General features: G+C 58.1%; 12 protein-coding genes and 1 tRNA gene. 9 read left to right on the top strand and 4 right to left on the bottom strand.

What is annotated here, in order from left to right:
* The first annotated feature begins 40 nt into the window (after window positions 1–40).
* The 3 genes from B5F28_RS04675 (at window position 41) to B5F28_RS04665 (ending at window position 3,378) form a co-directional block, all read left to right on the top strand.
* The gene (locus tag B5F28_RS04675) at window positions 41–871 is read left to right on the top strand and encodes a GNAT family N-acetyltransferase (RefSeq protein WP_087293870.1); all 831 of its coding nucleotides are present in this window, start codon (window positions 41–43) and stop codon (window positions 869–871) included.
* Between the two features lie 58 nt (window positions 872–929).
* On the top strand, window positions 930–2,063 hold the full coding sequence (gene mltG / locus B5F28_RS04670) for an endolytic transglycosylase MltG (protein ID WP_087293868.1): 1,134 nt from the start codon (window positions 930–932) through the stop codon (window positions 2,061–2,063).
* Between the two features lie 79 nt (window positions 2,064–2,142).
* Window positions 2,143–3,378, top strand: a complete 1,236-nt coding sequence (locus B5F28_RS04665) for a peptidase U32 family protein (protein WP_087293866.1) — start codon at window positions 2,143–2,145, stop codon at window positions 3,376–3,378.
* Window positions 3,379–3,449: 71 nt separating this feature from the next.
* On the opposite strand, the gene B5F28_RS04660 is transcribed toward B5F28_RS04665, so the two are convergent.
* On the bottom strand, window positions 3,450–4,799 hold the full coding sequence (locus B5F28_RS04660) for a hypothetical protein (RefSeq protein ID WP_087293864.1): 1,350 nt from the start codon (window positions 4,797–4,799) through the stop codon (window positions 3,450–3,452).
* A gap of 141 nt (window positions 4,800–4,940) precedes the next feature.
* On the opposite strand from B5F28_RS04660, the gene B5F28_RS04655 reads away from it, so the two are divergent.
* The 4 genes from B5F28_RS04655 to B5F28_RS04640 are packed head-to-tail and all read left to right on the top strand — an operon-like array spanning window position 4,941 to window position 8,530.
* Window positions 4,941–5,816: a carbohydrate ABC transporter permease gene (locus B5F28_RS04655; RefSeq protein WP_087293862.1), complete on the top strand. Its 876-nt coding sequence runs from the start codon at window positions 4,941–4,943 to the stop codon at window positions 5,814–5,816.
* Window positions 5,813–6,664: a carbohydrate ABC transporter permease gene (locus B5F28_RS04650; RefSeq protein WP_087293860.1), complete on the top strand. Its 852-nt coding sequence runs from the start codon at window positions 5,813–5,815 to the stop codon at window positions 6,662–6,664. Before B5F28_RS04655 ends, B5F28_RS04650 begins: the two co-directional genes overlap by 4 nt.
* A gap of 23 nt (window positions 6,665–6,687) precedes the next feature.
* Window positions 6,688–7,389 carry a hypothetical protein gene (locus B5F28_RS04645; RefSeq protein ID WP_087293858.1) on the top strand — a complete coding sequence of 234 codons (702 nt, stop codon included), beginning with the start codon at window positions 6,688–6,690 and terminating at the stop codon, window positions 7,387–7,389.
* Window positions 7,355–8,530: an ABC transporter permease gene (locus B5F28_RS04640; RefSeq protein ID WP_143424685.1), complete on the top strand. Its 1,176-nt coding sequence runs from the start codon at window positions 7,355–7,357 to the stop codon at window positions 8,528–8,530. Before B5F28_RS04645 ends, B5F28_RS04640 begins: the two co-directional genes overlap by 35 nt.
* A 121-nt stretch (window positions 8,531–8,651) precedes the next feature.
* Here B5F28_RS04640 and B5F28_RS04635 read toward each other — a convergent pair whose 3' ends face one another.
* Window positions 8,652–9,212: a flavin reductase family protein gene (locus B5F28_RS04635; protein ID WP_087293854.1), complete on the bottom strand. Its 561-nt coding sequence runs from the start codon at window positions 9,210–9,212 to the stop codon at window positions 8,652–8,654.
* Window positions 9,213–9,340: 128 nt separating this feature from the next.
* On the bottom strand, window positions 9,341–10,282 hold the full coding sequence (locus B5F28_RS04630) for a coiled-coil domain-containing protein (RefSeq protein WP_087293852.1): 942 nt from the start codon (window positions 10,280–10,282) through the stop codon (window positions 9,341–9,343).
* A gap of 240 nt (window positions 10,283–10,522) precedes the next feature.
* On the opposite strand from B5F28_RS04630, the gene B5F28_RS04625 reads away from it, so the two are divergent.
* A complete protein-coding gene (locus B5F28_RS04625) occupies window positions 10,523–11,287 on the top strand; it encodes a helix-turn-helix domain-containing protein (protein WP_143424684.1) in 765 nt (254 codons plus the stop codon).
* A gap of 155 nt (window positions 11,288–11,442) precedes the next feature.
* Here the strand turns inward: B5F28_RS04625 and B5F28_RS04620 are convergent.
* Window positions 11,443–11,519: transfer RNA gene (locus B5F28_RS04620), tRNA-Pro, on the bottom strand.
* Window positions 11,520–11,749: 230 nt separating this feature from the next.
* On the opposite strand from B5F28_RS04620, the gene B5F28_RS04615 reads away from it, so the two are divergent.
* Entirely contained in the window at window positions 11,750–12,007 is a 258-nt protein-coding gene (locus tag B5F28_RS04615; protein WP_087293848.1) for a hypothetical protein, read from the top strand.
* Window positions 12,008–12,132: the final 125 nt, after the last annotated feature.

Here is a 12,132-nt window from a genome sequence, read left to right as displayed (position 1 = left end):
TTTGCCGCGCAAGGCGGTCAGGGGGGAGGGAAGAGAAGCCATGTTTCGTGTGGCAACAAAAAGCGATGCGGCCCAGCTGACCGGGCTGTTTTCGGCGGTGTTCGGAGACCCGGAGCTGGTAGCTGCCAATATCTTTGAAAAATTTGCCGGGTACGAGAATACCTTCCTCGCCGAAGAGGATGGCCGGGTCATCGCCAGTCTGTGTGCGGTGCCGGTCACACTGCAGGGGCGCAAGGGTGCTTACTACTACGGCGTGTGTACCCAGCCGGACCAGCGGGGCAAGGGGCTGATGACTGGCCTGATGGACTACACCCGCGCTCAGCTGCTGCTGCGCGGCTGGAGCTTTGCGGTGCTGATCCCCGCCAGCGCCAGCCTGTTTGACTTCTATGCCCAGAGGGGCTTTCAGAAGGCCTTTGGGCTGCGGGAGTTCACCCGGCCTATCCGCCGCAACCTGTGGGCTCAGGCGGATTTTGACTCGGTGACTGCCAAGGGGCTGGAGGCGCTGCGCCGCCGTTTTGCACCGGACAGCGTGTTCTTGAACAACGCGGGATACATTCTGGTGCTCACCGATCTGTATACCCTGGGAGCAACCATCGTTTCCAATGAGGACGGCTACGGCATCTACTTCAAAAAGGATGACGATACTCTGGATTTTGTGGAACTGTTCGCCGAGGGCGACCGGGCTGCGGAAAAGCTGATGGAGGCCGCGCGGGACAAAACCGGTGCCAGTAAGGCCCACATCACTCTGGGGGCTCAGCAGAATCTGTTTTTGGGTGAGGGCGCGCCCCGGGATTACGGCATGATCCAGTTCTTTGATCAGCCCTTCGATGTGCAGGAAGGCTACATGCGCCTGATGCTGGATCTGGAGTGAATCATGGAGCGGCGCACCCCGTGCCGCCCAAGGAATAAGAAAGTGCAGGGAAGTTACTATGGCTAAATACCGTCGTGAAACCTACCAAAACCCGGACCAGCCGGCAAAGCGCGGTCACAAGGGCTGCTTTGTGGTGATTGTGCTGGTCATTGTGCTGCTGGCGGCTGCCGCCTTCGGAGCCTTCAGTGTGATGCAGGATGTGAACGGCCGCGACAAGCTGGGCGATGAGGTTCTGGTCACCGTGCAGCAGGGCGAAAACAGTGCGTCCATCGCCCGCAGCCTGAAGGATGCGGGGGTCATCAAATACCCCAACATCTTCCGCTACTACCTTAAGTACACCGGCAAGAGCGCCAATCTGCAGTATGGCGATTTTACCCTGGTTCAGGGCCAGAGCTACGATTCCATCATCGAGACCATGAGTCAGTATGTGAAACGGGAGACCGTGAGCGTCACCTTCCCCGAGGGCATCACCGCCCAGCGGTTTGCCCAGCTGATGGAGGAGGCCGGCCTGTGCACCGCCGAGGAATTCCTGGATGTGGCAAACAACGGCGATTTCAGCCAGTACGAATTCTGGAATGAGATCCCGGAGGACCCCAACCGCTTCATGAAGTGCGAGGGCTATCTGTTCCCGGATACCTACGAGTTCTTTGTGGATGACACCGTCTATAACTATGTGGACAAGCTCTACGCCGAGTTTGACGCCAAGGTTACCCCGGAGATGCGCCAGCGGGCCAGCGATCTGGGCATGACCCTGGAAGAGGCCATCACCCTGGCCAGCTTCGTGCAGGAGGAGGCCGGCAACGCGGAGGATGCGCGTGTGTCTGCCGTATTCCACAACCGTCTGGCAGAGGATTCTCCCTATCCCCGGCTGGAGAGCAACGCCAGCAGCTACGTGCAGAACCCGGAGGACAACAACTACATCTACAACTGGATTGCCCCCTACTACGGCGGCTGGGACAATATCCCCGAAAATATCTACAATGCCTACAACACCTACGAGCTGAACGGTCTGCCCGCAGGTCCCATTTCCAACCCGGGCATTGATGCCATTGAGGCAGCCCTTTACCCGGATGAAGAATACCTGGAGGGCAAGTACTATTTCTTCGTGACCGACAAGAACGGCGTATACTACTACGCCAAGACCAAGGCCGAGCACGATGCCAATGTGTCCAAAGCCTTCAGCGTAAAATAACAGGAAAACAAAACCGGCGGGCGCACGGGAGCGAAAAACTCCCTGTGCGCCCGCCCGGCTGTGAGAAAGGAAAACGATTATGCTTCCCATTCCGGAATTACTGGCCCCCGCGGGGGATCTGGAGCGGCTGCAATATGCCATTCGCTACGGCGCAGACGCGGTATATTGCGGCCTGACCGAGTTCGGCATGCGTGCTGCACCCGGTAACTTCACCCCCGAGCAACTGGCCGAGGGCGCAGCCTTCGCCCATGCCCGGGGCAAAAAGATCTATCTGACCATGAACACCCTGCCCACCAACGAGGAGCTGGAGCGTATTCCCCAGGCCATTCAGGATGCGGTGGCCGCCGGTGTGGACGCCTTCATCGTGGCCGATCTGGGCGTGCTGGCCATGGTTAAGCAGTACGCTCCCAATACTGAGATCCACCTTTCCACCCAGGCGGGCATCACCAACTGGGCCGCCGCCAAGGCCGCCTATGATCTGGGTGCCAAGCGGGTGGTTCTGGCCCGGGAGCTGGACCTGCGGGCCATTGCCGAGATCCGCGCCCACGTGCCCGAAGATCTGGAGCTGGAGGCCTTTGTGCACGGTGCTATGTGCATGAGCGTGTCCGGCCGGTGCCTGCTCAGTCAGTACATGACCGGGCGGGACGCCAACCGGGGCCAGTGTGCCCAGCCCTGCCGCTGGAAGTACCATCTGGTGGAGGAATCCCGCCCCGGCCAGTTCATGGAGATCGGCGAGACCGAAGAGGGCAGCTACATCCTGAACGCCAACGACATGTGCACCGCCCCCTTCATCGACCTGATCTGCCAGGCCGGTGTGGACAGCCTGAAGATCGAGGGCCGGGCCAAGACCGCTTATTATGTGGCCAGTGTGACCAGCGCCTACCGCAAGGCGCTGGATGCCTTCCTGCAGGACCCCACCGCCGAGGAATACACCTGCCCGGATGATGTGTTTGAGGAGCTGGATCGCACCAGCCATCGGCCCTATTCTCCCGGCTTCTACTTCGGCCGCCAGCAGGCCAAGCAGGAGACCAAAAACGGCGGCTACCTGCGCCACTGGGAGTTCATCGGCGTGGTGGAGGGCTGGCAGGATGGCGTGGCTCAGTGCAGCCAGCGCGGCAAGTTCTGCCTGGGCGATACCATCGAGGCACTCACCCCGCTGGGCGAGCGCATCACCCTGACCCCGGAATGGATCAAAAATGAGCTGGGCGAAGAGGTGGAAAGCACCCCTCACGCCACCATGAAGTACACCATTCCCTGCGAGACTGCGCTGCCGGCCTACAGCCTGCTGCGCCGCCGCGTCCCGTCGGAAAAATAAACAGATAAAAGCCTCCGCAGAAGAAGCTTCTGCGGAGGCTTTTTTGTGGATTTTGTTTTAGCAAGGACGGGTCATTCGTCCGCATAGATCACGAACTCACGCTGCAATTTCTCCAGAGTAAGTTCCTCACTCTGAGTGCCTGCAAAGTAAGGTTCGCAGATTGCAAGATACCGCTCGTACCGCCGGTCCATCAGGGTGATGTGGGTCACGCTGTTCTGGAAATCCTCATAGCGGGCGATGGTGGCATCGCTGATCTCATCCCACACAAAGCCGCCGGCGGGACCGTAGCGGTTGCGGTCCCGCAGCATGGCAGCCAAGGCAGTTTTGCACACCGGAAGGCCCTGGTCGGCACTGCTCAGCTCCCGGTAGCCGGGGTTTGGGAAATTGGTCTCCCAGGTCTGGATGTGTTCGCTGAGCAAGAGCTGGATCAGCTCCCGGGCCTGGTCCAGATGGGTGGAGTTTGCCCGCACGCCCACGTAGCTGGTGACCATGGCGGTAACGCCGCCTTCCAGATTGGGCACCGCCGAAAAATAGGGTTCGCTGTTTTGGGCAGCCAGCAGACTGGCCTGCTCTAAAAACGGGTCGTAAAGAGGCAAGCCGGTCCAGCACAGGGCATTGCCGCCGGCGGGGGATTCCTTCAGCGAAGAAACGGAAGGCCGAGCGGCGGCTCCGGTTTGCATCAACTGCTTTTGCAGACGCAGCAGAGCCGGAAAACCCTCCCGGTCAATGGTCTCGCTCAGATCACCAGTGCCACCCGCCAGCGGCAGCGCCCGGGCCAGGCCGGAAAGCTCTCCCGAGTGGTCATCGCCCGCCTGACTGAGCAGCGAGGGCAGGTAGTCCAGCAGGGGAGCGGTGCTCTGAGCCGCCTGGGCAAAGGCATCCGGCATCCTGCCGGTATAGCTCACGGTGAGGGGCAGATAGCCCAGCGGAAGCAGATACAGCGGTTCGCCATTGGTTTTGTATTCGGCCAGCGCGGGAATCAACCCGGCGAAATCCTGGTCGCTCAAAAGGGTGGTCAAATCGCAGAACAGCCCGGCCGTCTGCGCCTTGTGCAGATCCTCAAACAGATATTCACTGGAATCCGAGGGGTTCAGCAGGCTATCGGTGCCCCGCAGCAGAAAAACATCCGGCCCTTTGCCTGCCATGATCTGGGTGCGCAGCTGACGAATCAGCTGCTCGCGTCCCTCCGGGTCCACCTGCGGGTCCGGCAGCCAAAGCATTTCAAACTGGGCGTTGGGATAGTAGCGCACCGAGTAATAGTTCACACCCTTCATCACGTTGCGGTAGTCCCGCAGTTCGGCGCAGATGACCATCACGTCCTGCTGCGGCTCTTCTTCGGTCGTTTGCACAGAACAGCCGCAGGCAAGACCCAGCAGCAGCGCGGCCGCCAGCAGACAGCGGAAAATGCGATTTCGTATCATGCAAGATCCCTCCCGGCATAGCCTCTGCCTTTTGACTTTACAAAGCGTAGAGGGTGTGCTATGCTGAAATGTACAGTACACTACTATGATAAACATTCAAAGTGCATTTGTCAAAAATTACTGCAAAGGAGGCGGGCCGCCATGAACAAACACAGCCGATGGAAACGGCGCCAGGCCCTGACCGGCTATGCGCTGGCCGCCCCGGTACTGTTGGGAACACTGATTTTTTTCGCGCTGCCCTTTGGGCTTACCTTCTGGTATTCGCTTACCTTCGGACCTGGGGGCCAGACCTTTGTGGGGCTGGATAACTACGCCTATGTGCTGAGCACCCGCAGCTTCCGGCTGGCGGCAGGCAACACCCTGCGCTTTCTGGGGCTGGGTGTACCGCTGATTCTGGTGGTGAGCATGCTGCTTGCCCTGGCGCTGCAGAAAAAGTTTGCGGGCACAAGGCTTTTCCGCAACGTGCTGCTGTTCCCCATGGTGGTGCCGGTGGCGGGCATTGTGATGGTGGTGGATGTGTTCCTGGCCGAGCAGGGAGCGCTGAATGCAGTTCTGGAAGCGGTGGGCCTTTCGCCGGTTCGCTGGATGGAAAGCCCGGCGGCCTTCTGGGTGCTGATGGCGCTGTATGTGTGGAAAAACTGCGGTTACAATGTGATTTTGCTGCTGGCCGGGCTGAACATGATTCCGGAGGAGCTGTATCAGTGCGCCCGGCTGGAGGGCGCAAACGAGCGGCAGGTGTTCTGGCGTATCACCGCGCCCCTGATGCGGCCCACAGTTTTTTTTGTGGTGGTTATCAGTGTGATCAATGCCTTCAAATCCTACCGGGAAGCCTTCCTGCTGGGCGGTGAACATCCCCATACCAGCGTGTATTTTCTGCAGCATTACCTGAATAACAACTTCAATAACATGACCTATTCCCGGCTGTCGGTGGCGGCGATTCTGCTGTTCACAGGCATGATGGTGCTGGTGGCAGTGCTGTACCGGATGCAGTCAGAGGATGGGGAGGCGGTCTTGTGAAGCGGAAACGAAGAAAGCGGGACTGGATTCTGGCGGCGCTGTTTCTGGTGCTGTCGGTGATCGTGCTGTTCCCGGCGGTTTATGTGCTGTGCAACAGTTTTCTGTCTCCCCAGGAGGCAGTGCAGCGATACGGTGCGCTGGCCTCCGGTACGGGGGAATTGGATTTAAGCCTTCTGCCGGAACAGTTTTCTTTGCAAGGGTATTTGCAGGTGTTCTTGCGGCGCACTGCTTACTGGCTGCGCTTCTGGCGCACGCTGGCCATGTGCGGTGTGATCGTGGCCGGGCAGCTGCTGGTGAGCATTCTGGGCGGCTTTGCTTTTGCGAAGTTCTCCTTCCCGGGCAAACGATGGCTGTTTTACCTGCTGGTGGTGCTCATGCTCATGCCGGTACAGGTGACACTGGTGCCCAACTACATCGTGCTGGAACGGCTGAATCTGCTGGACAGCTACGGCGCGCTGATTCTTCCGGCCATGTTCCTGCCCTTCGGAACCTTCCTGATGACCCAGATCTTCAAGGCTGTGCCGGACGAGGTTCTGCAGGCCGGGCAGATCGACGGGGCGGGCACCCTGACCGTGCTGTTCCGGGTGCTGCTGCCCGCAGGACGGGCGGGTGCGGTTAGTTTGTGTCTGCTCACTTTTATCGATGCCTGGAACATGGTGGAGCAGCCGCTGGCCTTTTTGAAGGACAGCGCAAAATATCCCTTTTCGGTGTTCCTGGCCAGTACCAGTCGGGATGCACTGGCCGTGGTGTTCCCCTGCGGTGTGCTGGCCATGCTGCCGGTACTGCTGCTGTTCTGGTTCTTCAACGAGGAACTGGTGGAGGGCATCGAATTTACCGGCATCAAATAAGCGCCGCCCGGGAGGAAAACAGCATGAAACGAACAAAAAACAACAAGCGGCGTTTTGCCATTTTTCTGGCGGTGGTGCTGGCGGCAGTGCTGTGTACCTCGGCCGCCTGGCTGGTGGAATGGACTCTTGCGCCCCAGGTGGAGGCAGTTTTCACCACCCGAGGCAGTGTGAACCAGGAGTACTTTTTCAACGGGACAGTCTACCGCACCGAGGACGAGCGTCCGGCGCTGCGCATCCGCGTGCCGGTACAGGGCAAAGATGCTCAGATTCTGCAGACTGCCTCGCTGTTGGCCTTCCCGCCGGAGAGCGAGATGAACCTGCTGGCCCTGGAATTGGCCGCCGAAGAGGAACAGACCGAAGACGCAGTAATCCTGCGGCAGAAAAATCCGCTGCCGGAACTGCCGGAAGGCCCGGTGATCATCCAGGCCCGCATCCTCACGGAAGGATGGTACAAGCTGCCCCTGTCCGCCATCCAAACCCAGGAGGATGGCTCCACCATGGTAATGAAGCTGGAGGAGCGCTGGACCCCCTGGGGCAAGCAGAACTATGCAGTGTCGGTCGCAGTGGAGGTGTACGCCTCCGACGGCCAGAGCGCGGTGGTGAATCTGGGCGAGACCGGAGAGTTTCGAATTGCGGCCTATGGGGCTGCGCCCATTCAGGACGGGGATTTGGTAAAGGTGGTGCAGCCGGATGGAGCGAATGAAAACGAGCAGACCGCGCAGTAAGGCAGCGGTGGCCCTGCGTGTGCTGGCTCTTTTGCTGCTGGCGGCCTGTGCGGCGGTGTTTGCCCGGCAGGTGCTGCTCTGCCGCAGTGCGCTGGAGTACATCCCCATGCTGCTGGAATACCCGGAGCTGGGCGAAACGCCGCCCCTCACGCTGGAGGTGTTCCAGCGCCGGGTGGGAGAAAAGACGGAAAACAGTGCCGCCTGGCAGGGAGAGTTGGAGGTGGAGCTGCCCGGCGGAACGCAGCAGATGACGACCCGGGTGGCGCTGTCCAACTGGGGCCAGGTGGCAGGCCTTGCGTTTATTGAGGGCGATTTCTACCAGCCTCAGGCGGTGCTGCTGCGGCAGTACCAGGCGGTGGTGCCGGAGGGCATCGCGGCAGCAGGGCAGACGCTCTCCGTCGAGGGCGTGGATTACGCGGTGTGCGGTGTATACCAGCCGGAAGGTGAAACCGCGCCGCTCTATCTGAGCACTCATCCCGATCAGTCGAACAGTACGCTTGCACCCAACCGGATGCTGCTTGCCCAGAACGACCGGCTGCGGCTTTCAGTGCTGTATGATTTGCAGGCAAAAGCAAACTACACCCCGAAGACAGAGGGGGTGGATCTGGGCCTGTGGCGGCAGCTGCTGCGTCAGGAGGTGTACGCAGTGATCCTGTGCTGCACGGTATTGCTCTGCGCTTGCGTGCTGCTGCGGGGCTATCTGAATGCGGTGCGGCTGTATGGCCGGTGGGGCAGTATGCTCAGCGGCCGTAAACAGGCGTTTGGCTGGTGTCTGGCCCGGCTGATTTTACCAGTGGCGGTGTTGAACCTGGCCTTCTGCGGAGTGGATCTGCCGGCGGAGTTTTTTAAGACAGATGAGCAGAATCCGCTGCTTGCCGCGCAGGCTCTGGCCGAAAACAGCGATTATTTGGCCGAAGCGGTGCAAGCGGCGAGGCAGCTTGCGGTGCTGGGTGCGGCAGCGGTTGTACTGTTTGCCTGTGGGCTGCTGCTCTGGCAGCTGGCAGGCCGCAGAAAAACACCCGGCAGCAATGAGGCGGAGAAGCCGGCTGTCAAGCCTGATTCAGAGCACCCGGACAAAGATGTCCGCTGGCGTTATCACGCCCCGGCAAAAGCTGTCGGAGATCTCCGAAAGAATGGATAAAAAGCATCAGAGGGGGCCTTCCTGTATCGAAGGCCCCCTCTGATTTTTTATGAGGTTGTTTTAAATGCCCCTGGCAAGGCGTTCAAATCCGGCGGACTGTCACCAGGATGGTGTCACCGGATTATTTCAGCTTTGCGCCATCCTGGAAGGCATGGCCCGCGACCTCGCCCAGCTTGCGATAAACATTGTGCACCGGGTCAAAGGTAATGGGCGCAAGCTTTTCCACATCGATTTTTCCCTCGCTGTCCAGCACGGACTCCTCCGCGCATACGTTCACGATCTCGCCCACCAGACAGCAGCTTTCCGGGTCGTAGCTCACCAGGCGGCACTCCACTGCCATGGGCAGCTCATCCACCAGAGGAGCATCCACAAATTCCGATTTGGTGGTGTGCCAGCCGGCCTTTTCCAGCTTGTTGGCCACGCACTTGCCGGATTCAATGCCCACATAGTCGCAGGCGACAGCCTGGTCGGCAGTGGCCATACTCACGGTAAAAGCCTTGCGGGCCAGAATGTTGGCGGTGGTTTTGTGGCTGGCGCTGATGCACATGGTCAGCTCCTTGTCGTCACTGATACCGCCCCAGGCGGCGTTCATGGCATCCGGAACACCGTTCTCATCATAGGTGGCCAGGATGAATACCGGCTGCGGATAGGTCCATGGCTTGGCTCCAAAATTTTTACGCATCGAAAATACCTCCTTTGATGTTCACTAAAAGAAAGAAAAAGTACGTAAACTTTCTGGTTTCATTCAGATAAAATCCGGAATGGAACAACGAAAAGCAACGCGATCGGTAAACGAATCGCTTGCGATCCTTACATGGAGATCCCTGCGACCAGCTGCTCTATTTCCCTGGAAATGCGGGCCAGCTCTGCGTCTGTCTGGTTCATCAATGTGTGTAAATGGTTCAGAACAATTTCAATCTGATTCCGGATGCGCTGTATCTGCTGCTGGGACTGGCGAATCTGATCCAGTACGGCCCAGTCGGCAAAGATTCCATCAAAAAAGTAATCGGCCACACGCAGGAAGCCATCAATGCTGACCTGAATGTCCGCATCGATTGTTACATCGGCCAGCTCGGTTTTGAAGCGGCGAAGCTGTGCCTGCAATGTTTCCACCGAAGCCTGGGCCTGGTCCAGATGGCTGTGCTTTGCAAGATCCGTGAGCAGTCCGCCGCCGACCAGATCCCAGGTTCCCCAGCCTTCTGCACTGTTCAGTTCGGATAGAATTTGATCCGCGCAGGACAGTGCGGCATTACCGGCGATCAAAGCTTCCTGCAATTCCCGCTTTTGACTGTCCAGATAGCCGTTCCGTTCTTCCAGCTGCAGAATCTTTTCCGCAGTGGGCCCGCCGGCTGCCTTTACGGCAAGCGTTTTTTCCTGCAAAAGGGAATCGTACCGAGCCTCACAGCCCCAGAGCGAATTCCGCTCGTCTTCGCATCGCTTCAAATCCCGCTCAATGCCTTCCAGCTCCCGAGCGGCGGCGTCATATTTTACCTGAGCGGCATAGGCTTCCTGCTGCTCCTTGGTCAGCTTTTCGTCCATTTTGCCAACCATCTGATAAAAGAAAGCAGCCAGACTGCGCCCCTCCAGCCGTTCCACATCTGACTGCTCTTTGGAGAGGATCTTTCGAAGCTCATCCGCACGGTCGGCATAAACTTTGCGCTGGGCGCGCAGTTCATCTATGGAAGCTTCCAGCTTTTTCTTGCGGGCGCACTGGGCCTGTAGTTGACGCAGCTGTTCATCATAGCATTTCATGAGCCAACATCCCTTTCTGCTCGATTGAATTTGGTGCCTTTCAGATGACGAAGCGCACGGTGTTTTAAAACTGTCTTTGTACAAACAATACAGGAATTGAGGCAGGGTGTCAATAGACGGGGCAGGTATTCCGTGCTTTCTGAGAAGGGGCTGAGAATCCCTTGTTGAGCGGGTGGATAAGGGGGACTCTACTGCTGTTCGGTTGCTACTCAGCTGGATCACTGGTATGATTTTCTCGAGGTGAGCAAAGTGTTTGCAATCGATAAAGAAAAATTTGGAGCCTTTGTGGCGCAGCTGCGCAAGGAGAAGGGGATGACGCAGAAGGAAGTGGCAGAGCGACTGTTCGTGTCGGATAAGGCGGTCAGCAAGTGGGAAACGGGAGCATCTATTCCGGACACTGCTCTGTTGATTCCGCTGTCGGAACTGCTGGGAGTGACCGTTACGGAACTTCTGATGTGCCGCCGTCAGGCTAGCCAGCAGCCAATGGATGCAAAGGCGGTGGAGGATGTGGTGAAAACAGCAATCGCATACTCCAAGAAGGATGGAAAAAGAGTCTGGCGCAGCTGTGGCTGGTGGCCCTTGTGGTATGTACTTTCATTGCTGCTGGGAATGGCGGAGCTGCTGCTGAGCCTACGGCTGGAAATCCCAATGGAGAGCGTGCAAACGGCTGTGCTGCTGGGAGCTGTTTTTGGGGCATGGTTCTGCTTTTTTGCCCGGAAGGATCTGCCACGGTTCTATGACGAGAACCGAATATACGGAATAATGGATGGGCCGTTCCGCATGAATGTGCCGGGGCTGCGTTTCAGCAATCGCAACTGGCCGCATATTCTAACGGTGGGCCGGATCTGGTCCTGCACAGTGATGGCAGCCTTGCCTGCTTTCTGTATGGGCCTTTGGTGGATGTGGCCTGTGGTATGGCCTCAGATGGAGCTGTCCGTGATGCTAGGTACAACGTTGGGCGGCTTATTTGCCCCTCTTTATGTGGTGGGAAAGCGGTTTGAATAAGGGAACGGCTGACGGAAGCGTTTCCGGAAAGGAAAGAATGCAAAAGAACAGCCCCTGCAGCAGAAATAAAAAACGGGCGGTTCCGAACCTCGGAACCGCCCGCAAACCCGCATTACAGCAACAAAAAAGCCACCAGCTTTTCAGCTGATGGCTTTTGGTCCGAGTGGCGAGAGTCGAACTCACGGCCTCTTGAACCCCATTCAAGCGCGCTACCAAACTGCGCTACACCCGGATGTCCGGCCCGGTGTTCTCACCGGCGACATTGTCTATTATAGACCATGCAATGGGTTTTGTCAACGGAAAAAATCCGGTTTTCTGTTTTTTATAAAAGTTTTCCGGATAATATCTATGCGATTGGTCATACTATCTGCAAAAGGCAGCGCACGAGGCGGAAAAAGCCCGAAAACAGGGAAGAAATCCGTTTTATCGGTCTGTCATACATCAGAAAAGAGGGAAAATACAATGGATAACAACTATACACAGCCTCATCATCAGGGGCAGAACGCTGTTGGTCAGGTGGATCTGGGCGACAAGCCCAGCCAAAGCGGTGCGAAAAAGCACCAGACTGACCCGGAGGAGGGCTTCGGGGCCTATCTGCCCTGGGTGGACCCGATGATCCTGCCCGGTGGCGTGCAAAAAATTCAAGGTGATTCCGTGCAGGCGGTGCAGCCTGCGCCGGACCAGCGGGGCGGCGGCTGTGAGCCGGAGCCCTGCGAATAACAGGCAGAAAACCAGCCGGACGGGGATTTCCAGTCCGGCTGGTTGCCTTTGGGAAAATTTTAACCGTTTCTTTCTTGGAATTCGGAGCTATCGGTGATAGAATACCAGTAAGCAGCGGAGCGGCC

This window comes from Gemmiger sp. An194 (assembly GCF_002160145.1).
GTDB lineage: Bacteria > Bacillota > Clostridia > Oscillospirales > Ruminococcaceae > Allofournierella.
The sequence above is the reverse complement of the archived record's forward strand: the minus strand, read 5'-3'. Positions and strand labels throughout refer to the sequence as shown.